Below are 23,184 nucleotides of genomic sequence, written 5' to 3' on the forward strand. Positions count from 1 at the left end.
AGACTAAAAAGTTTCTTCCTTAAGTTGTGTAATGTCAGCCTGAGGAAGGCCAGTTGTCTGGGAAATAACATCAATAGAAATGCCAGCATTAAGTAGGTTTTTTGCAACTTCGATTTTTTCTTCTTGTCTACCTTTTTCGTGACCTACTTTAAGACCCTCATCAAATTTTTGAGCTAAAGCAGCTACCTCATCCATTATGCGTTTTTTCATTTGTTCATATGCTAGTAACTCTTCTTCTGACCAATTAAACTTATTCATCTCTTCATAAGCTCGTTTTATTATTACGTCACTACCAACTATTTTATCTAGGTCCTCTTCGTTTGTTTCTGCTGCATATCGAAAAAAGTAACACCATTTTTCTACTATATTTTCTAGTTGGTCTTCTTTTGTCTTTGTAAATTTTGGTAGTTCTATGAATACGAAGTAAAAATCCTTTAAGTCATGTTCAAAGCTATTTTGATCTAAAATGACATGATTAGATTTGTACTCAGCCTTATCTGGAAAAATAATACAATCAGCAACAGCTATGAAGATAATTTCCTTGAGATTATGATAATTATCACCTTGATCAGCTTGACTTGAGTAGGCTTTAGCAGCATAATATTGAGCACGTTTTTCGAAGCCTTTGGTCTTAGTGAACTGCATTTCTATAATATATCTTGAACCTTGAGAGTCTTTACAAAGAACATCGACAATACTCTGCTTTTTAGCGGCAATTTCAGGGTCCAAAATGGTAGCCAAGAATTCAACATCGTGAATAGCAGCTAAGCCAGTGAAGCCTAAAATATCGTTCAAGAAATGAATAAGGATATCTTTATTCTTTTCAGTGCCAAATATTCTTTTAAAGGCATAATCATTGCGAGCATCAAGAAATTTAGAAAAAGCCATGAGAAAGTAAGATAAAAAGCATTAATTATTATACACAATTGTGAAGAAATATTCAACCCTTTTGTTTTTCTAAGCTTTGAATGTGTTGATGAAAAAAAACATCTGTCAAAGATCACCTGAGAATTACATTTTAGGCTTTAGATGTAGTGTTAGTCATCGTTTTATAACTGCCTTAAAACCCTAGCAAATGAACTGATAAGCTATAAAAAGTTTCAAAAACACTTTGGTGTAGGCTCCAAAAAAATGCGAGTACAAAGACTCAAATATGATTACCTAACATCGAGAGGACGGGCTCCCTACACCTTGTATATGATAAAGATCTTGAAACTTCATGTCAACATTTTCAGTAGCAAATTTACGTTGAATCTATATCCTGTAAGTATGGGCGAAAAAAAGAAGGTTACAATATATACAGATGGAGCATGTTCCGGAAATCCTGGGCCTGGTGGATGGGCAGCCGTGGTGATGTATGAAAATAAAAGTGTCTTTATCAAGAAACGTATCTCTGGAGGTGAAGAAGACACAACGAATAACAAAATGGAGTTAAAGGCTGTGATTAACGGGCTAAAGATGTTGAAAGTTTCTTGCGAAGTTGTTTTACACACTGATAGTCAGTATATTAAACAAGGTATAACAGAGTGGATCAATAAATGGAAGGTAAATGGTTGGAAGACAGCCGATAAAAAGCCAGTGAAGAACAGAGAATTATGGCAGGAACTAGATGAAGTTGCTTTGCAGCATGATATTAATTGGAAGTGGGTTAGAGCTCACAACGGTAATATGTACAATGAGGAGGCAGATAGACTTGCTAGAAAGGAATCTAAAAAGCTAAAATATAGAGATTGTGAGGTCAAGAAATCACCAAAAAATAGAGGGAACTCTAAGTTTCATAGATTGGGTGGAGTATTATGGCAATAATTCTTTTAGACACAAAAACTATAAATCGTATAGCAGCGGGAGAGGTAATAGAGAGGCCAGCGAGTGTAGTAAAGGAATTAGTAGAAAATGCAATAGATGCTGGAAGTTCAGAGATAGAGACCAAAATAGAAAGTGGTGGGCGTAATCTTATAACTGTGACAGATAATGGAAATGGAATAGAAAAGGAAGATTTGGAACTTGCGTTTATGCGCTACGCTACTTCAAAATTAAGCGATAGTGAGTTAATAGAGATCAAGCACCTTGGGTTTAGAGGAGAAGCTTTACCTTCAATTGCAGCAGTAAGCAGAATGAAATTATCGTCTAAGGCAAGTGGAGCAAAGGAAGCATGGTCTATAAGGTATGAGGGAGGAGAAAAAATAAGAGAGATTACACCTTGTTCTTTGCTACAGGGTACATATATTGAAGTTCGTGACTTATTTTTTGCCACTCCAAATAGATTAAAATTTCTAAAAACCGAGAGGGCAGAAACACAAAGCATTGTTGACATTGTAAATAACTTAGCAATGATTAACTATAGTATTGGGTTTACTCTCACTTCCGGTAATAAAAAGCTCTTAAAATATGTTAAGCAAACTTCATTATTTAACAGATTATGTGAAACAGAAGAAGAATTTCAGAGCAATTCGCTGGAAGTTAAAGAGGAAGAAGACGGCATCAAACTTACGGGACACATCTGTAAACCAACTATTAGTCGTGGCAATTCAACTCAGATCTATACGTTTGTTAATGGAAGGCCAATAAAAGATAATCTACTTATTGGTGCAATTAGATATGCGTATCAAGATTTTATTCTAAGTGGGAGGTATCCTTTTGCAGTGCTGCACTTAGAGATACCATACGATCAAGTAGATGTAAATGTGCATCCAAATAAATCGGAAGTAAGATTTCAGAATAAAAGGCTAATATATGAAACAGTGAGAAGAGGGATAATAAAAGCATTATCAACGAGGTTTGCAGCAAGTGGTCAAGGTATTGAAGAGGAGCTAATTTTTAATGATAGTAAAAGCCAAGAGCAGGTTGATAGTAAAGAGAAAAAGAATCAAAAAGAGTTTTATGAAAAGAGACCAAGTCTTTTAGAAAATCGTCTAATGAAAGAATTCAATGCACCAGATGAAAGAAGGCAAAGCTTACCAGAAACGTTTAAATATGGAGAATCTCCATCCCAAAAGGGAACGATGGTTTTAGAAAGGAAGCAAATTGATTTAATAGAGGATTATCCTCTGGGATATGCACGCTGTCAGGTCTACAATACTTACATTATTGCTGAGGCTGGAGATAGGCTGATTATAGTAGATCAACATGCAGACCACGAGAGATTGATATACGAGTGCTTAACAAGCATAAAAAGACAGAAACTTCTTCTTCCTGAAACAGTTAAAATCAAAAACCAAGCTGGAATGGGGATGATTGAAACTTATAAAGATGAGCTTTTTGAAATGGGTTTTGGTATTGAAATAGAATCAGAAGATAAAATAATGGTGAAAGAAATACCTTCAATCTTGGGAACAATAGATATAAAAGGGATGCTAGTTGATATAGTAGATAAGTTAACGGAAATGGAAGATACGTTGTCAATAGAGGATAAGGTGAATAAAATATCAGCCACAATCGCTTGCCATGGAGCAGGAAGAAAAATGAAATTGGAAGAGATGAATGAGATACTAAGACAAATTGAGAAAACTCCATATTCTGGTCATGAAAGACCAACGTATATAGAAATGAAAATAAGTGATATAGAAAAATTGTTTGAAAGGAGATGAGTTCAGTTTGTCAAAAAGGTTGCCAATTAAGCATACGTAACAGCTCTTCTGGTTATGGAGTATAAAATGTGAAAAAAGAGAATAATTACTCTAATTTTTTATATTATAAAGTAGTAGGACAGAAAGTAAGAAGTTGTAGGATAGCAAAGGGGTATACTCAAAAAGATTTAGCGAAGAAAGTCAGTGTAACGTATCAAGTAGTACTACAATATGAAAAAGGAACACGAAAAATTTCGATTGAAAAGTTGTATGCTATAGCAGAGATATTGTCGATTGGTATTGTAGACCTAATTCCTGTATCAAATGAAAAAATCTGTCTTGAAGATGAGGGAGAAGAAATATTAAATCTAGTAAGAGAATATAAAAAGATTAATGATCAGGAATTACGTAAGATGTTTTGTTTGCTAACCAAATTTGTCCAAGTCAGTGAAAGAAGTAGTAGGAAAGCAGAGAAAGTAAAAATTGCAAAGGGTCTGGTTAAAGCAGGAGTTTCTGTTGATACTGTTTCAAAAACAATTGGTCTATCTGCTGATGAATGTGTTGAAGAAAAAACGGGTTCTATCTACTACCAAATAGGCAAAAAGATAAAGGAATGGAAGAGAGTATACTCAAAAGGATTTGGCTGAGAAAATGGATACAACACGTGATAAAATAAGCAACTATGAGCAAGGACGTGTGGCCATTCCACTGGAAAAATTATATGCAATAGCAGAAACATTATCAATTAGCATTACAGATCTGCTCATAGAGGAAGATGAGATAGTAGAAAGTGAGCTACCTGATTTAATAAAAGAATACAAAAAAATTGAGAGTCAAGAATTACGCTATGCGCTAATAAAATCTCTGTTTGAAAGCATACAAATTTGCGAGGAAAAAGTGAAAAGAGCAGAAAAGATAAAGGATTTAGTGAAAGGAGGAATTTCTATCAATATTATTTTAAAAACAATAGGCCTCTCTTTAGGCGAAATTCAACAGATTTAAAATAAAAAATCAGTATATATTAATATCTTTACTCTTAGATGAAAAAATAAGTAAAAAAGATTGAGAAATTGATTTGACTTCACTCGAAAGCTATGGCTTTATGCCAATGCTGATAAAAAACAGCAGTAAATATCTAAAAAAAGTTTGTTGTTAGTGAAGGGTAAATTATATGAATAAAAGTAAAGAAGAAATCGAATTCAGAATATTAGAAAGCAAAGGCAAAGCACTACTTGATCGTGAAATAATGGAAACATTTTTAAGTGCAGTACATGAAAGGCCACAAGCTCAAGAAATTGCTAAAAATCTGGTGAATACTTATGCAGGAGTAGGAAGGATTTTAGGTCGAGAAATGGATGACCTGAAAGTCATAGAAGGAGTAACTGATTCTGCAGTAGCAATGATTATGTGCGTTAAGGAAACACTAGAAAGGGTACTGAGAGAAAAGCTCAAAAGTGAGCCAATAATGGACTTACAAGGGCTAGTAGAGTACTTAAACGTAAGTATAGGCCACTCAGAAAGGGAATGTGTAAAAATACTGTACTTGAATAAAAGGCGTCAACTAATTGGAGAAGAATCCTATATTGGTGAAATGGAAAAAGCACCAGTATACATAAAGGAAATTACAAGAAAAGCATTAATAAAGAATGCAACATTAGTAATAATGTCACACAACCACCCTGGGGGAAGTTTAGAACCTTCAGAAGAAGATCAAGAAGTAACAAAGAGCTTAGCAGCAGCATGTAGTACTGTAAGCGTTAGATTATTTGATCATATTATCATTACAAGTGGGGGTTATTTTAGCTTTAGAGAAAACGGATTGTTATAGCAGAAAGTATTTACAAATCTACTCATATTAATTTATAATGAGTAATATAATGTATAATAACAAAGTTTATTGTACACTTAAAAAGTATTTTTAATATGAGGTTTATATGACTAGTAAAGATCAGAATAAAAAGACTAATGTTAATCACAAGAAAATATTTGGTGCTCTTGAAAGCGTTGATATAGAGCAGTCTAAATTTGTGAGTAAAATTAATAGCCAGAAGGAGATAAAACTGGAAGATACAATGCCTTTCCCTAGCAGAAACGTTCAAATCAACTATGGAAAAGGACTTGATTATATATATGGCACAAAACCTGTAAGTGATCAAGAAGATAAAAATCCATTTGCCTCAGCTTTGCAAAAAATAAAGCCAAATACAGAGAAGCTGAGCTGGTTTAAGAGTTCTATAGTAGAGGCAAAAAACGTAAATGAATTGCACAAAGTTATAGACAAAGTACTAGCTTCTGGAGCAAGGCTAAATGCATGTAATGATGGAGAATGGAGCTTCGCGGAATATGTGATACTGGGCACACATTTTCATAAATTTGATAAGGCTGATCGTAAAAAGCTAATACGTAAATTAATGCTAAGTGGTGCAGAGTTTCATGATACTCTACTGCAGAATAAACTGATAGGTGAAATCTATAATGAGCTACAGCCAGAAGTTCAGCCACAGATAGATAAGCAACTAGAAGAGCTAGAGGAAGCTGGCGAAAATGCTGTGCAAGAAGGAGAATTAATAGATGTTGAGATAGATAATACAACATCGTATATAGAATTTTCTGGGAATAGTAAGGTAGAGGTAGCCAAAATACTGGAAGCAAACAGAAAGTTAGGAAGTAATATCTTAAAAATTGGTAATGATGCAGTTGAAGTTAAAAGTGAGAAGGGAGGTATAAGAAACTATACCGATATTTCAGATGGCAGCTCTATCATGTTAGAATTTCCTACAAGCATTGGTAAGCTAAATATTATATTGTACCAAGAGGCAGATCAGGTGCAAGTGAGAGTAGAAAATAAGGAAATGTGGGCTGAGTTACAAAAAAGAGGCGAAGAAATAGGAAAAAACTGTCTCTTTGGAGGAGTGAAACTTAAAGAAGCGGTAGAAAGAGGTAGTTTCACTAGATGTGGCATATGGAGTGAAAAGCAGAAGGAAGTAAGTGAAAAATTGTTTTCATGGGCAGACAAAGTACGTGAAAATAGTAAAGAAACTTGTAGGGCACTTTAATTTAAAGGTTCCAGAGTCTGGCTATTATATCTGGAGCCTTTGAGCTATAATAGAAAATATTATATGCAAGGTTCTTTTTGTGGAAAAAAGTCTAGATTATAAAGTGGGAGAAAAATTAAAAAGCTGGAGGTTAGAGCGAGGGTACACTCAGAAAGATTTAGCAGAGAAAATTGGTGTAAAATACTGGGTGATATTGCAATATGAGAAAGGGAATCGTAGAGTTCCAATTGAAAGGTTGTATGCTATAACTGAGGCACTATCAATCAGTATTACGGATCTTATTCCTGTATCAAAAAGCTGTCTTGAAGATGAAGAAGAAATATTAAATCTAGTAAGAGAATATAAAAAGATTAACGATCAGGAGTTACGTAAGATGTTTTGTTTGCTAACCAAATTTGTCCAAGTTAGTGAGAAAAGTAGTAGAAAATCGGAAAAAATAAAAATTGCAAAGAGTCTGGTTAAAGCAGGAGTTTCTGTTGATATTGTTGCAAAAACAATTGGTCTGTCTGCTGATGAATGTGTTGAAGAAAAAGTTGGTTCTATCTACTACCAAATAGGCAAAAAGATAAAGGAATGGAAGAGAGTATACTCAAAAGGATTTAGCGGAGAAAATGAGTACAACACGTGACGAAATAAGCAACTATGAACAAGGACGCGTAGCTACTCCACTGGGAAAATTATATGAGATAGCAGAAACATTATCGATTAGTATTACAGATCTACTAACAGAGGAAGATGAAGGTAGTAAAGTGGAAAATGAGCTACCGAATTTGATTAAAGAATACAAAGAAATTGAGAGCCAAGAACTACGTCATGCACTAATAAAATCTTTGTTTGAAGGGATACGTATTTGTGAGGAGAAAGTGAGAGAGATAGAAAGGATTAAAGTTGCAAAGGATCTAGTAAAAGGGGGAATTTCTATTGATACTATTTTGCAAGCGGTAGGTTTATCTATTGATATGGTTTTAGATGGATAGCTCGTAAAAAAATTATAGCAATAAAGTTTTTTTCTTAAATGGAGGATAAATGTTTGTTTCTGCAAGCAATGTTAGTTACGGAATAGGGCAAAGAATAGAAAATTGTAGGTTAATGCGAGGGCATACTCAAATAGGATTAGCAAGTCAAATAGGTTTAACATACCAAGAAGTAAACAGCTATGAAGATGGGTATATTCCTATTCCAATTGAAGTACTATATATAATAGCAAGAGTATTATCAGTTGACGTTATAGATTTATTACCTGAACCAGTAATAGTAAGGGAAGACAGCTATGAAGACGAGGAAATACTCTATCTAACGAAAATATACGAGAATCAAAAGTTAGGCAAAATAGTACCTTCATTAGTCAGGTTTGTTCATATTAGCGAAAAAATTAATCAAGAAGAGGCAAGGTTGGAAATAGCAAAAAATCTAGTGAAAGAAGGGGTTTCAGTTGACATAATTTCCCAAGCAACCGGCTTATCTATTTACGAGTATGATAATACAGAGAAAGGAGTCTGCACTGATTCTATATACTACAGAATAGGGCAAAGAATAAGAGAATGGAGATTGATAAAAAGGTATACTCAGAAAGATTTAGCAAACAAAGTTGGTTTAACACTCAAGGAAATACACGAGTATGAAATAGGATACACTGCCATATCATTTGACAAATTATATCAAATAGCAGAAGGATTATCAGTGAATATTAAAGTTCTGCTGCCTAAAACAAATGAAGATAGTGAACTACTTAATTTACTAAGAAAAACTGAAGAGCAAGAATTAGTGAAGAAATTTTTATCTAGGGATATGAAGAATAGCAAAGAGAAAGTTAAAAAAACAGAAAAGATTAAGGTTGCGAAAAATCTAGTGAAGGCGGGTGTTTCTACTGATGTTATTTTGCGAGCAAGTGGCCTAACTGCCGATGAGTGTGAAAATTGAATTGTGTTTAAGATACAAGTAAAAATAGTCAATATATTAACCATTCTAAATCCTTGTTTAGCTAACTCAACTGAAGCATTTTCATAAAGTTTTGCTGCTAATTCGTGTTGTTTGATAAACTTCAAATTTAATGCTTTTAAAATTGATGCTGAAAACACATATTGCTAATGCTAGCAGAGGAGCTAGTTGGTAAAATCGCCACAGCCGTCAGTACTCCCGATTACTTTTCCTGATAATGTGATAGTATTCGCAAGTATTATCATATATTACAAAAAAATCAGTTAGCATTTCTGTTTATTAAAATTATGCAATAAAGCTGCATTTTATATAACACTTCTCAAATTATTTCTACTAAATATTTATGAATATGGTTAAACAGTAGATAGAAGAAACCTTTTCTATTATTGATCTTTTGTACAGTAAAGTTATCTCATAAAATATTAAATTTGGAGTTTTATGGATCACAGACTAAGAGCTTATTTGCTTGGAGTTACCTGGTTTATACTCAGTTTACTTAGTAGTGTAGTTAATGATACTATATCAAAGTGTCTCGGTTTACACCTTCAAAGTTTTGAGATAATCTTTTTCCGTTTTTTATTTAGCACTATTACTCTTATACCTTTTATATTTTACTATGGAATAGGAGTTTGTAAAACAAGTCGAATATCTATTCAAATAACTAGAGGTGCATTGTTGTTTTGTGGAATGACCTTATGGACCTATGGGTTGACTATTTGCCCAATAGTAACTGCAACAATTATAGGTTTCTCAATACCATTATTTGTTATGCTTCTTGCAATTCCTTTTCTGGAAGAAAATATAATTTGGCAAAGATGGGTAGTAGCTGTCATTGGTTTTATTGGTATTGCTATTACTACTAAAGCTTATAGTGAGGATTTTAATCCTAAAATTCTTATTTTTATTGTATCCGCATTAATCTTCGCTATACTAGATGTACTTAATAAGAAGCTTGTAATGAAGGAGACAATAATAAGTATATTATTTTACTCAGCTCTAACAACAACAATTTTTTCCACTCCATCTTTGTTATTTTATTGGCATATGCCTTCCTTGTTGGAGTTAGTATTACTGCTGATTTTAGGAATAAGTTCAAACCTAATTCTGTTCTTCATGTTAAAAGCTTTTGCTCTTACTGATGCTACTGCACTTGCACCTTATAGATACACAGAGCTAATAATTTCTGCAATAGTAGCATACGTTATATTTAATGAATTACCTGATAAAAGTGCTTTATATGGTACTTTGATATTAATACCATCAACCTTATTTATAGCTTATTCGGAAGGTAAGGCAATTAAGAAAAATAATGTAACAACAAAAGTTTATAATTGTTAATGGTATTTATTTTAGATGCTAAGCTATATTTTTAAGGTGATAATAAAATGCACATAACTATTATAGGAGTAGGGTATGTAGGCTTAGTATCTGGTACAATGTTATCGGAGCAGGGCCATAAAGTTGATTGCATTGACATAAATACTGAGAAGATTGAACTTTTGAAATCAGGGAAAATTCCCTTATATGAACCTGGATTAGCAGATTATTTAGAGAATAATATAAAGTCACAAAGGATAAGATTTTTTGATTCGTATTCTCAAATAAATCCCAATACAGAAGTAGTATTTGTAACTGTAGATACTCCATCAGACTCCCTAGGAAATGCAAATTTAAAGAATGTATATAATGCAGTAAGTGAAGTTTCTGAGAGAGTTAATCAAGATTGCTTAATAGTGATAAAGTCAACTGTTCCTCCTGGTACTGCAGAAAATATACATAATTATTTATCTAATAAGGGCTATAACTTTGATTTAGGAGTTAATCCAGAGTTTCTCAAGCAAGGCTCTGCAGTATCAGATTTTTTATACCCAGATAGGATAATAATAGGAGTAAAAACTAAGCTAGCTAGGGCAAAACTAGAAGTTATATATAGATCATTTATAGATAAGAATATTCCGTTAATAGTCACTGATACAGTTACTGCTGAAATGATTAAATATGCTTCTAATGCCTTTCTAGCAACAAAGGTTGCTTTTATCAATGAGATGGCAGGTTTATGTGAGCTATTAGGAGCAGACATTGACCTTTTAGCTAACAGTATGGGAATGGACCATAGAATAGGTAAGGAATTTCTCAAAGCTGGTCCAGGATTTGGAGGATCATGTTTTCCTAAGGATTTGTCAGCTTTATTAAGGCTTGCTGAAGACTACAATGTTAAGCTACAAATTTTAAATTCAGTTAAAGAATCTAACTATAATCATATAACAAACATTGCTAAAAAGGTAGAATATGTATTAAATGGAGTCCAAAATAAAAAAATAGCAATATGGGGGCTAACTTTTAAGTCTGGTACTGATGATGTAAGAAATAGCCCAGCTATAGATATTGCAAAATTGTTAGTGAATAACAAGGCTAAAATTACTGCATATGATCCAATGGGGATGGATAATGCTAGGCAAGTTCTAAAGGATATAGAGTACGCAGACAATGCTATAGGGGCTGCAAGAGACGCGGAAGCCTTATTATTATTAACGGAGTGGAAAGAATTTAAAAATCAAGATTTTGCAAGTTTAAAGAGTATTATGGCTGCACCTAATATTTTTGATTTCCGTAATTTATTAGATAGCGAGCTATTACTAAGATATGGTTACCATGTTTATTCCTTGGGTAAAAAATCTATCTACAAAGTTTAACTGTTGAGAAATTTTTTTTACACCGCTTTACTTAGTTTTTTTAGATCTTTGCTTGATAGTATGGAAAAGCAAACGAGTGCAACAACAGAGCAAATGGAAAAAAATGAAAACATAATACTGTTACCACAGTGCTTAACAAGTACTCCTAAGAGCACGCATGAAAATATTGAACTTGCAATATACTGAAATAATCCTGTTAAGCTTACAATTGCACACACATTATTTTGTGGAGCAATTTCTACAGCTATAACACCTGTCAGTACTTGCACTCCAAATATAAAGAATCCTGATAAGATTGCACCAAGGTTCATAAGAATTATGTTTTGACCAAAGTTCATTGCAATAAAAGTGAGTGCTATACCCAACATGTAAAGTAATGCCAGCAAGCTTCTATTTTGAAAGAAGTACATATCACTAATTCTTCCTGTGATTAAAGTTCCAAGGATTCCACCTAAATCATATACGCCTGTTATTAGTGAGGATTGTACAAGAGAAATTTGTAATTTATCCCTTAAAATTATAGGAAACCAAAAAAAGATTCCCATTTTTATAATATAAGCACAAAAAGTAGCACAACATAGAAACCATATGGAACTTGTTACCTTGATACCTATTTGAGATTTCTGCACCTTATAATAGGTAGTAAAGTTGGCACTTTCTTTGTAATATGCTTTTAATATTGTATAAATTCCAAAAAGTAAGCATAAGAGACCAGAGTACAAAAATGCACTTTTTGCATCATATATTTTAATTATACTTGGTAATACAATTAAAGTAATACAAGAACCAAGTTGCTGAGATGAGCTCATAACTCCCCATGATGATGCAATTGAAGAGATGCTAGAGTTTGTAACCATAAACTTGGTAATAGCTGGCCAACCTAACCCTTGTGTCCAAGCTAATAATATTAATGTTAACAGTAATAAAGTTAGATTATTATATGATGAAGTTATACCAATGGTTAATAATCCAGTTGCAATATTGCATAGCCCAAACATAAATAATGGATTATTTTTGGAGTCCATGATTATTCCATTAACAAATTTTGATACTCCATAAAAAAAAGAAAAGCAGGCAAAAAAATAGCTTAATTTTACATGGTCAGTATCTATTAACAGTGGTAGAGCAATTGGTATACTTTGTCTTGATAAATAAAGCAGCATATATCCACAGAAGAATAGTAAATATTGAAAGAAGACAAAGTTCACACCTATTCCCAAATAGCTCTATGCAGATGCTAGCATAATACTATATTGGTATAATATTGTTTGACAAGAAGTTTGCAAACAATTAGTGCAGAAAATTACTTACTTAGTATCTTTCTTATAGCAGATACAGTAGTATTAATATCTTCATAGCTTATATCTCTATGTGTTATAGCTCTGATTTTACCTTTGATGTTAGCCATTCTAATTCCATAATTTGTCATTAGTACGTTTATTAATTCTTGAGTAGATATACAATTAGTATGTAATGAAAAATACGCTATATTAGTTTTATACAGGTCGATATCAATTATAACTTGATCTATAGAGCCTAGGCCTTCTATAAGGTGCTGCATTTTTTTATGATCTTCTTCTAAAGAATTTACATTATTATGTAGAGCATATAAACATGCAGCTGAAATAATGCCAGCTTGGTGCATACCTCCACCAATTTGAAACTTATAGTACCAAGCTTTTTCAATAAAATCTTCACTTCCAAGCAATATTGCGCCCATTGGAGCACCTAATCCTTTACTAAAATCAATAAATATCGAATCAAAATAACTTGCATACTCTTTTGGAGATATTTTAGTATGAGCACAAGCGTTGAACAGTCTTGCTCCATCTAAATGAGTGAATACGTCATTCTCTTTGCAGAGACTTGAGATCTCTTGAATATATTCTAAAGGCCACACAGCTCCACCACCAAAATTTGTCGTTTGTTCGATAGAAACAAGCCCAACTCTCGGAATATTTCTTAAACTAGGACGAGTAATAAACTCAACAATTTGTTCTCCAGTAAATATTCCTCTCGTACCTTTGATGGGCAAAGGAGTGGCATGTGCCTGGGCTGCGATCAAGCCAGATTGTACTATGAGTGGATGTGAAGTTTCATCAAGCAGCAAGTAATCACCAGGTCTTTGAATGTGTACTTTATAAGCAATTACATTGGACATCGTTCCTGAAATCAAAAAGATTCCTGCAGGTTTACCTAATATTTTACATGCGGTTGCCACTAATTCGTTTACAGTTGGATCTTCACATGCAGCTTCGTTTCCAACTTTTGCTTTAGCCATCGCTTCCCTCATTTTAGCTGAAGGGTCAGTGTTTGAATCGCTAAAGAAATCTATTTTTATTCTCATATTAAATTTAACACAACCTCCTTTATAATTTCAGCAGCTTTCATGATTTCTGTTTCCTTTGTGCCAAGATGGGTAACTGCTCTTATATGAGACTCGAGCCAAGGAAAAAGCAATAAACCATAAGCTTGGCACTTACTCAAGAAAACCTCATTAGTTACATTTAGTGCTTTTATACTGAAGCTTACTATATTAGTTTCTGGATAAGGTAGTACCAGTTTTATGTGTGGAATTTCTTTAATCTTATCTGCAAACAATTTAGCGAGCTTATTATCTTCTTTAAGCCTAGAGATATTATTCTGTAGTACGTATTTTGCTGCATTAGCACAATACCCTATCTGATGATAACCACTACCTAGCCAAACCTGTAGCTTTTTAGCCCTTTCAATTATCTCTCTTTTACCCATAAGCATTGAACCAAAAGGAGCGCCAAGTCCTTTAGTAAAAGAAAAGCTCATTGTATCCACATATTTAGCATAATCTGCTAAAGCAATATTTGTTTCGATATGAGCATTAAATATTCTTGCACCGTCTAAATGAAGATTTACATTGTGAGCTTTTAAAAAGTGATATAACTCGACTTGTTTTTCAAAGGGATAAATTTTACCATTAAACCCATTTATACTATTTTCTATAGAAACAAGACTCACCTGAGCAAAAATTTTATACCTCGGCTTAGAATTAATAGCATATTCTACTTCATCAACATCTAAGATTCCGCTATTATTTCTAATACAGTTAAATACGATATTATTTACTTTTGCATTGCCTGCGCTATCGAAAAAATTAACGTGGTAATTATAATGAGTTATTAGTTCATCACCAGGACTTGTTTGACTGGCAATGGCTAATCTATTTGCAAGCATACCGCTGGTTACAAATAATGCTTCTTCTACTTTGAATAATTGTTTGCAATATTCTGATAAGTCATTACAGCTTTTGTCTTCACCATAAGCAAAATCTCCAACAGTTGCATTACTTATTGCATGTATAACGTTGGAGCCCTGCAGAGTTGTAGTGTCACTTCTCAGATCAATAATTTTTTCCATCTTATTTTTTGCCATTCAAACAACCAATTTGAGCATTCCAAAGTTCCTTGTAAAGACCTTGCTTAGAAACTAATTCAGCATGTTTACCATCTTGGACAATTTTTCCTTTGTTAAATACTAGAATTCGGTCCATGTGTAAAAGTGTAGAAATACGGTGTGCTATAGTAATCGTAGTTTTATTTTTCATCAATTTGAATAAACTCATTTGAATTGTTTTTTCTGTTATAGAATCTAACTGACTAGTTGGTTCATCGAGAAATAATATTGGAGCGTTTTTTAAAAATGCCCTGGCTATTATTATTCTTTGTCTTTCTCCTCCAGATAGCTTGATGCCTTTTTCTCCGACTGTAGTTCCATATTGATCTGGTAGAGTCATAATGAAATCGTGAATACCAGCCAGCTTTGCAGCTCTCATTATTTCTTCGATAGTAGATTGAAGTCTACCATATATGATGTTTGCTAAAATAGTATCATGAAATAACAATGGGTCTTGAGGTATTACAGATATTTGTTGCCTCAAAGAACTCTGTGTAACTTCTGATACTATTTGATTATCAATCTGTATATTACCTTTTTTAACATCAAATAGCCTTAGAATTAAGTTTATAAAAGTAGATTTACCACCTCCAGAATAACCAACTAGACCTACCTTTTCGCAAGGATTAATGGTAACTGAGAAATCTTGAAATAATGGCTCCTGACCTTCATAAGAAAAAGAAACATTGTTAAACGTTATTCTTCCACTTAATAAATTTAATTCTTTAGCATTTTCCTTATCTTGAATTTCTGGTACAGTAGTCAAGATTGGCAATGCATCTGAAACTTTGCCGAAATGAGTAGAAAATTGGGTAAGATTCCTAGTTAGATGGTTAAGAAACTCTATAATCGATATATTAATTCCAAGTACAAGAGCAATATCTCCTATTGCAATTTTGTTCAATTGATAGTCATAAATTAAAAAGTACAAGTTTACTGCTTGGAGTATATCAAATGAATAGCCATATATAAACCAAAGACAAAAGTATGCCCATTGTAATTTTCTCTCTGCAATAGTTCTTTTCTTGCATATTTGAAAAAATTTGTGTCTCTCATGTGCTTGCTGAGAAAATAGCCTTACTGATATAACATTTAAAATACTATCTGCTATACTAGCTATTACTTGTGAATTTTGTTTAGAGTAATTATCAGCTAGTTCAGTAAGTACACGAAAGCTGAAAATCGATACTAAAATAAAAATGCTTACCCAAGTGAATGTGGCGATTGCAAATTTTATGTTTACTAATGATAAGGTATAAATAGCTAAGACTAATGCTATGCTGTAACCGAAAAAACAATCTATAAGCAATCTTATTAACTCTATCACACTATCCATTAAGTTACTGGCCTTATGTACTAAACTTCCGGATAAATTGTTCTGATAATAGGAATGGTCTTGTTGGAGTAGCCTACAAAAAGACATATCAGCTATTTTTTGACGCATTAAGGTAAACATTCGAATGTCAACAAAATAGCCATAGAATCTAAAAGCAGTAGTGATAAGTAATGCCATACCAAGATAAGCGCTTACAGGTAATAAAAGATTTTCAATTACATTACCTTCCTGATATTTTACAGCTGTATCTAGAATATTTTTTACTAAATACTTTCTAAAAGACAAATCAACAGCTACCACCAGAGCAACTAAAGACATTATAAGTACATTAAGCTTGAATTTAGATACTATATTCAAGATGAACATCAATACACATTTGAAGCTATCAACTCTACTTCTGTTCATTTACAATGCTAGCTCCACTACGTTGACTTTTTTATTGAGAAATACAAGTAGTGAAAACCATAAATTTTTGTATATTTTTCCTGAGATGTCTCCAGCATCATGTAGTGCTGATGCTTGATTTAGAATAAGCAGCTTATATAAATCTCGCTTAGCCTCAGTAGTGTCGATCTCAGAAATATTTGTAGTTGTATCTGTAATAAAGGCTAACCAGCTCTTGATAAGTTCTTCCATGTTTTTTGCTTTTATACTTTCCTGGTAGCCAAACAATGACAAGCATTCTCTCAGTATAGATTCTGTTAACTCACCACAATTGAGTATACCAAAAACTGAAGGCTGAGGTTTTGGCACATAGGGAAGGTCTTGATCTTTTATAATCCACCTTGTTACATAAGCAAATCTATCTTTAGCATCTGTATTCTTATCACTACCATGCCATAACCGTGAATCAAAAACTATCGCATCTCCTGCTGAAATAGGTAGTGACTTAATTTTGTAATTTTCTCGGTTGTTTGAGTACTGATCAAAAAAATATGGGTACCAAAAATCAACTAAAGGCTGTATTTCCCATTTATGACTGTTTTCTATAATTTGTAGTGCACCTGAAGTTTCACTTACATTATTCAAAGCTAACCAAACGGAAAAGTGGTAAGGATCATTGAAACTATAGGAGATGTCTTGGTGAAAGGGAACTGCATCTATTAAATCAGCAGTTTTACATATAACATTTGATTTTTTCTGCAGTATCTGACACTGAAGTGACTTTTCAAGGTAATTTTTAATAATTTTATCTAATGCTTGAGATATAATTCTAGTTACTTGAGATAACATGCCCCATCTGCCGGTACAGTTTAAGTAGTCAGAAGTTGAAACACTTATTTCTTGGGATAGCTTTGATATCTTATTTGTTATATCACTTAAAGACTGAATTATTAGCTCTAAAGGAACCAGATTTTTGATAATAAAAAAACCATTTTTTTGTAATGTTTCCATGTGATTAACATCTGACATCAATAACTGATAAGTAATCTGTTAAAGGTAAAACAGCAAAAATTTTGAATCCTTTTACTTGTTTGAGTATTTTTTCCCAATCGTTTAATGTTCTTAGTTTACCTCCTGTTTCAACCATGACATTAATATCTACAGAGCCTCCAGTTGGAGAGCGGTAATCTAAAATAGTTTCTATCAATAAAATACGAGATATTCCTTTGACCAATTTTAAATAAGACAATACTTTATCATCATCATAGTGCTGTAGAAAGCGGCAAAAGACACCTAATTCATAATTTGTAACTGATAGTTCTTCCTGAGTTATAAGTTTGACTTTTAAATTTTCTACTAACTGTCTTGGTACTTTATGTTCGTTATATAGGCCTATAGAACCTTTATTGTGTATATCAGAATAAGCAAGAAATAAAGAGTGTACACCAAATAGCAATATATTCTTAGCATCATCTATATTAATTCTAGAATTAAACTCTTTAGTATCAAACCTAGAATATCCTAGCAATGCTTGGTAAAACGCTATTTTCTTATTTTCTGATGCTTCTCTTTCCTTAAAAGATTCAAATGAAGAGATTGACTTCTGTTTTAGTATATCGGCAATATTTAACCAATTCTTTTCAGCGGCAACTCTTGCCCACATCGTTGCTGCTTTTGGCAAAAATGGTATTCCCTTAAAACACTTACCTTTTGATGATAGTTGCCATAAGTCCTTGTCCTTATCGTAATCAATAAACCCTATTTCCCACAACGCCCTTAACAGCCTTTCTAGATTTGGTACGATAATGTTTAACTTTTTAGATAAAACTGGCGTAGTTGCAGGTAAAATATTTAACAAATCAAGTTCAATAGCAACGCTTGTTAGGTAAGTTTTCCAAAAGGCTGAAAGTTCTGCAGAAATCCTATGCACTTGAGATTCTTTACCTAAATCAAAAATACTAAACTTTACATTTCCGGTAATATCGATTTGTCCTAACACACCTTCAAAAGTTTCAACTTTTGCCATCCCATTATAAAATGCTTCTACCATTTTAAATCTCTGCTGGTAAACAGGATCACCATTAATATCTATATGAAACCAACCATGTTGATCTTCTGCAATAGAATACCCTTTATGAAAAACATTAAGTTTTTTATACCATTTATTATGTACTAACTTTCCATAATGATTAATATGTGTAGCTTTACTATCCTTATAGACTACAGCGATACCATCCTTAAAATCTCCAACATAATCATATTCCTCCTGATAAATTCTGTTGCCATTTAAATTAATATGAAAACATTTATCATGTCTTCTAACTACACAAGCATCTTCCTGATAATTTCCAATCCATTGATAAGACTGTTTGTATACTCTACATCCAGATGGATCAATATGGTAACACCCTGTATCATCTTCTACGGCTGCTCTATTAAAGTAGAATCCAAAAGTTTTCAGAAATCTATTATGATAAACTGCTTCTCCTCTTACATTGATATGATAAGCACCTGTCTGATCATAAACCGGTGCAAGACCGGGCTCATGAAATTTACCAACCTTTATAAACCTATTTTCATATAAAGGATTTCCTAGCAACTCGTGAAAGCTCTCACACGGTGAAATTTTAATAGATTTAAAATTATCTTTGATTAATTGATCAAAGGTTTTCTCATGTTGCATGTTTTGCATAATTTGTAATTTAAATAATTCTTTTGTAAGTTTAGGTACTCACTACTCTGCCATATTTCCTCGAGTTTAACCTCATTAACATTACCAAAATTTCCTAATGTCTTACGGAGTTCATCTGGAGCACAGCAAGGACTAAACTTTCCTTCATTGTTTATCCATGCTTCTTTACCTAAAAATGGGCATTGACCACCTGGAGCCAAATCCTTAATACCTTCTTGAGAAAGGATTGTAAAATTTTCTAATTTTATCTTTTTACCATTTGGCAATAGCATATTATCTCTAAGCTCATATAACCTTCTTACCTCTGTATTCCATCTACTAATTGCTAATTCATCTCTTCTCATAGATAGATCCTTAATTTCCTCAAAATGTGCCCAAAGATGATGTCCTTTAACTCTATCTATGCCATTTTTTATGGCCATCTTAACTATGTCATAGAGTTCATGTAAATTACTTTCCAAAAATGTTAATTGTAAAGTAACGGTACACCTTTCACCTGTATCGCTAAAGTATTTATCTCTAACTTCAAGGAAAGTTTTTAAATTTTCTGTCACTACTTCCCATTTTGAACCTTTCATGATTTTTTCATGAGTTTCTTTAGTTGCCCCATTCCAGGAAATCTTAACATCAGATAAAATTGGTACCAATAGTTCAGCCCATTTTCTAGCTCCTTTAATAGGAAAAGAACCATTGGTTGTGAGGTTAAGCTTAAGGCCGAACTCATGGCACAAATTGATTATTTCATCAAAGCTTTTATACATTAAAGGCTCACCCATAGTAGAAGGAATGATTTCCCTTAAAGGTGTGCCAGCTGCTTCCTTAATTACTTTTCTGATAGTTTCTATCGACAGTATCTTAGGTTTTATTCCTTTAGCTTTCTTTTCTTCTTTAACTTTGCTGTATGGTGAAAAACATTCGCACATTATACAAGCAAAATTGCAGTAATCTGGATTAGTATCAAAAGTAATTCTCCAAGGACCAGGTTTAACAGCTACTGATTTGCCTTTCTTTTCAATAGCATTACGGTAAATCTTGTTAAGTTTCTCAGTATGCTCACCTATAGAAGGTATATTTCCATTTTCAGTATAAGGATAGCCTTTTTGGGTAAGTTTACTATATAACCCCTGATCTGTAGATAGGATTTGCATTTTTTCTGATAAACTACTTGCATCTCTGTGCTTAAATAATAGTCCATCTCTTACATATTCTGCCATACCACCATAATCGGCTGTTATAACTGGTATTCTAAGTTGCTGTGCTTCATGTATTACTAACGGTGAATTTTCACCCCAAATTGAAGGAACGACTATTGCATCAACTTTATTAAATACGTCAGTAACTATATTCTTATTATCATAACTTCCCATCCACTCTATTCTTTCTTTAACAACAGGTGAAAACTGATCGGCAATCGCTTTTAAAGCTTTAGTTTCTTCTCTTGCTGCTCCCCAAATTCTAAGTTTTGCTTTAGATGATAAGTGAGAAAAAGCTTTCAATAATAGATTAACACCTTTTTCGGGAGTATGAGTACCAATATAACCGAAAATAAACTCTTTTTCTTGTACTCTATTTCTATTCTTAAGACGATTGAGATCAAAACCATAATCAAGATAAGAAATTTTGTTTATCGGAACATTAAAATCCTGAGTAAATTTGTCCATCAAGAATTTCGATGGGGAAATAAAGTAATCTATATAGTCTATTATTTTCCTTGTGTGCTTCATTCTAGTTGCAACCCATTGTTCCCAATAATTTATGTCTAAATTCAGGAATTCTTCATCTCCTGTAAAATATCCTTTGTAACATTGGGTTGCACATTTTTGATCCTTTTGTCCATCACAAAGCCGTAACAAATCTTCAGAATTGCGTTGAATAAACCTTCCTCTTGGACACATTAACCAAAAGTCATGTAGCGTAAAAATTGTAGGTATATTTTCTTTAAAAGCAATTTCTGGTAAAGTAATTGATAGATGATTAAGATGACCAAAATGTATAAGATCTGGCTGAAAGTTATCTATTACTCTTTTAAATTGTATATCTACTTCTTCATTAATAAATTTGTAACGGTATTTAGCTATGGGTATATTAATTAAATGCAGTAGGATTCTGGAATCACTACGATCTAGTACTGTAGTGTAATAAAAATCAGGTAAAAAGCTATTTTCATACCTAGTAAATACTTGTACCTCATTGTTATTTGCTAGTTCATGAGCAAGAGTTTGGCTATAAACCTCTGAACCAGCACTATAATAAGGAGGGTAACCATGAATAGCTTTTAATATTTTCATATATTACCATATCTATATTGTTAGGATATTCTTGTGTATTGTTTTGTAGACTTTTTATAAATTTACTTAATCCTACTTCTAATGAATGTTTTGGAGACCAACCAAGTAGCTCTTTAGCTCTAGTAAAATCACCATGGAACTTAGTTACATCAAAATTTCTTGGAGGATAAAAATCAATTCTAGAATCACTTTTCGTGACTTTTAATATTGTTTTTGCTAAGTTTTCTAAAGTACATGGGCTATTAGTAGTAAGATGAATAGCAGGAAGAGAAGATTTTTCGCTTTGTAAATATTTAACAGTTAAGCATATACCCTCTATAACATCATCCAAATAGGTAAAATCAAAAACACATTCTTTACCTTCTATTTTAATTGGATCACCTCTTAATGCATTAATACAGAGTGCAGGAATTACTCTACTGTTATGATCTAGTAAACCACCGTATACATTTGAAAAGCGTAATATTGCTACATTAAAATCTTTTGAACTTGTTATTTGTTCCTCAATAAATGCTTTACCTTTTGCATAATTATTTATTGGATCGATACTAGCAGATTCTGTAACTGGCAGTTCCTTCTGCTCTCCATAGACTTCCCTACTACTTGCATATATAAACCATGGTTTATTTGGAAGTGACTTACATAACCCTAAAAACCGCATTGTACCATCAACATTAATTTTTTGACACAGTGTAGGATAAAGTTCACCATGTATAACTCTAGAAATTGCAGCCAGATGAATGATTCCTGTACACTGAGCAAGTAGTGGTACTATATCTTCTGAAAAAAAACTGAGTGGATTATCGCGAAACCTAATATCGCAGCTTATTACTTCATGGCCTTGGTTTTCTAACTTTTTCACCAAGGTTGACCCTATCAAACCTGCGGCACCTGTTATTAATATCCCCATGTATACCCTCTCACTACAAATAGGAAAATTTGTCGTACCAATTATCTTACAAGTAAGAATCAAAAGGTATTATAAACCCAGTATAAAACAAATGTCAACTTAAATTAATGAATAAAAAAATGTAGTTATGAAAGAAAAGTTGGCTGCCTTCTTTCTTGAAAATAGTGTTCGGCTTTAATCAAATCCTCCTTATTATTTACTCCCATTGCTTCTCTTTCATCAGAAACTACATAACCTACACCCAAGTTATTGTTTGCTGCAATGGGCACTATATCATTAAGACAATATTCATTGGTCGAATTATTAAATTTTATTTCTTTTACTAAGGTAAAAAGATCTTTAGCATATGAAACTATTATTCCAGAGTTTGCAAGAAGCATTTTATCTCCATTTTTTAGGATTTTTTGAACATTTCCGTAATTATCAATTACTAATCTTCCATATTGTTCATCTTGACTATTGAATCCAAGAAGAACTAAATTATTATACTTTAAACAATCAGTCATTTTCATAACTGTATCACTAGATATAAAGGGAGTGTCTCCATACTGTATTAAAACTATGTCTTGATCAGATAAGTCCTCCAGATTTTCTAGAGCAATTTTAACTGCAGTGCCAGTACCTGTAATATCTTCTTGAATTATTAGTTTTATATTGTATTGATCGATTATACTTTTTAGGGTATCAAACTTTTCTAAATCTTTTAGAAGGGAGTTGTTAACAACAATTGATAAGCTTTTTAGACTCAGCAATTTTGCATTAGAAATTACATGTTCTAAAAGAGTAAGATTTCCCACTTGGTGCAACGCTTTTGAATATTCAGAATTCATTCTACTGCTCTTTCCTGCTGCTAATATTATCAAAATTTTACTCATACATAATTCAGGAATTG

The 23,184-nt window shown here is 32.8% G+C and carries 16 protein-coding genes and 3 pseudogenes; 9 read left to right on the forward strand and 10 right to left on the reverse strand.

Annotated features, from left to right (window positions below):
- Window positions 1-3: 3 nt before the first annotated feature.
- Entirely contained in the window at window positions 4-888 is an 885-nt protein-coding gene (locus JKF54_RS00990; RefSeq protein ID WP_211908259.1) for an Rpn family recombination-promoting nuclease/putative transposase, read from the reverse strand.
- A gap of 381 nt (window positions 889-1,269) precedes the next feature.
- On the opposite strand from JKF54_RS00990, the pseudogene rnhA reads away from it, so the two are divergent.
- From rnhA to JKF54_RS01035, 9 genes and pseudogenes are all read left to right on the forward strand, one after another.
- A pseudogene (gene rnhA, locus JKF54_RS00995) lies at window positions 1,270-1,716 on the forward strand (ribonuclease HI); the annotation flags it as partial.
- Between the two features lie 80 nt (window positions 1,717-1,796).
- Window positions 1,797-3,587, forward strand: a complete 1,791-nt coding sequence (gene mutL / locus JKF54_RS01000) for a DNA mismatch repair endonuclease MutL (RefSeq protein WP_211908261.1) — start codon at window positions 1,797-1,799, stop codon at window positions 3,585-3,587.
- 68 nt (window positions 3,588-3,655) lie between these two features.
- A pseudogene (gene wmk, locus JKF54_RS01005) lies at window positions 3,656-4,568 on the forward strand (WO male-killing family protein Wmk).
- Between the two features lie 169 nt (window positions 4,569-4,737).
- Entirely contained in the window at window positions 4,738-5,394 is a 657-nt protein-coding gene (locus tag JKF54_RS01010) for a JAB domain-containing protein (protein WP_211908248.1), read from the forward strand.
- 106 nt (window positions 5,395-5,500) lie between these two features.
- Window positions 5,501-6,622, forward strand: a complete 1,122-nt coding sequence (locus JKF54_RS01015; protein ID WP_019236553.1) for a hypothetical protein — start codon at window positions 5,501-5,503, stop codon at window positions 6,620-6,622.
- A gap of 79 nt (window positions 6,623-6,701) precedes the next feature.
- Window positions 6,702-7,599, forward strand: a pseudogene (gene wmk / locus JKF54_RS01020) (WO male-killing family protein Wmk).
- 49 nt (window positions 7,600-7,648) lie between these two features.
- A complete protein-coding gene (gene wmk / locus JKF54_RS01025) occupies window positions 7,649-8,542 on the forward strand; it encodes a WO male-killing family protein Wmk (protein WP_211908262.1) in 894 nt (297 codons plus the stop codon).
- A 456-nt stretch (window positions 8,543-8,998) separates the two neighbouring features.
- Entirely contained in the window at window positions 8,999-9,898 is a 900-nt protein-coding gene (locus tag JKF54_RS01030) for a DMT family transporter (protein ID WP_211908059.1), read from the forward strand.
- A gap of 47 nt (window positions 9,899-9,945) precedes the next feature.
- A complete protein-coding gene (locus tag JKF54_RS01035) occupies window positions 9,946-11,253 on the forward strand; it encodes a UDP-glucose dehydrogenase family protein (RefSeq protein ID WP_211908060.1) in 1,308 nt (435 codons plus the stop codon).
- Window positions 11,254-11,270: 17 nt separating this feature from the next.
- Here the strand turns inward: JKF54_RS01035 and JKF54_RS01040 are convergent, their stop codons facing one another.
- The 9 genes from JKF54_RS01040 to JKF54_RS01080 all read right to left on the reverse strand — a co-directional run bounded on the left by JKF54_RS01040 (window position 11,271) and on the right by JKF54_RS01080 (window position 23,155).
- On the reverse strand, window positions 11,271-12,416 hold the full coding sequence (locus JKF54_RS01040; protein WP_211908062.1) for an MFS transporter: 1,146 nt from the start codon (window positions 12,414-12,416) through the stop codon (window positions 11,271-11,273).
- Between the two features lie 140 nt (window positions 12,417-12,556).
- A complete protein-coding gene (locus JKF54_RS01045; protein WP_211908064.1) occupies window positions 12,557-13,600 on the reverse strand; it encodes a threonine aldolase family protein in 1,044 nt (347 codons plus the stop codon).
- Window positions 13,597-14,646 (reverse strand): threonine aldolase family protein, encoded by a 1,050-nt coding sequence (locus JKF54_RS01050; protein WP_211908672.1) that lies wholly within the window; start codon window positions 14,644-14,646, stop codon window positions 13,597-13,599. The genes JKF54_RS01045 and JKF54_RS01050 overlap by 4 nt, the downstream gene beginning before the upstream one ends.
- Window position 14,647: 1 nt before the next feature.
- Complete coding sequence (locus JKF54_RS01055) at window positions 14,648-16,423, reverse strand: ABC transporter ATP-binding protein (RefSeq protein ID WP_211908065.1); 1,776 nt, start codon at window positions 16,421-16,423, stop codon at window positions 14,648-14,650.
- A complete protein-coding gene (locus JKF54_RS01060) occupies window positions 16,424-17,413 on the reverse strand; it encodes a phytanoyl-CoA dioxygenase family protein (protein ID WP_211908674.1) in 990 nt (329 codons plus the stop codon).
- Between the two features lie 4 nt (window positions 17,414-17,417).
- A complete protein-coding gene (locus tag JKF54_RS01065; protein ID WP_211908066.1) occupies window positions 17,418-19,094 on the reverse strand; it encodes a WG repeat-containing protein in 1,677 nt (558 codons plus the stop codon).
- Window positions 19,055-21,382 (reverse strand): glycosyltransferase, encoded by a 2,328-nt coding sequence (locus tag JKF54_RS01070; protein ID WP_211908263.1) that lies wholly within the window; start codon window positions 21,380-21,382, stop codon window positions 19,055-19,057. Before JKF54_RS01070 ends, JKF54_RS01065 begins: the two co-directional genes overlap by 40 nt.
- Window positions 21,339-22,292, reverse strand: coding sequence for an NAD-dependent epimerase/dehydratase family protein (locus JKF54_RS01075; protein WP_211908264.1), 954 nt, complete (start codon window positions 22,290-22,292; stop codon window positions 21,339-21,341). The genes JKF54_RS01070 and JKF54_RS01075 overlap by 44 nt, the downstream gene beginning before the upstream one ends.
- Window positions 22,293-22,417: 125 nt before the next feature.
- On the reverse strand, window positions 22,418-23,155 hold the full coding sequence (locus JKF54_RS01080; protein ID WP_246433206.1) for an NTP transferase domain-containing protein: 738 nt from the start codon (window positions 23,153-23,155) through the stop codon (window positions 22,418-22,420).
- Window positions 23,156-23,184 lie beyond the last annotated feature (29 nt).

Source organism: Wolbachia endosymbiont of Spodoptera picta, from assembly GCF_018141665.1.
In the GTDB taxonomy this organism is placed as follows: Bacteria; Pseudomonadota; Alphaproteobacteria; order Rickettsiales; family Anaplasmataceae; genus Wolbachia.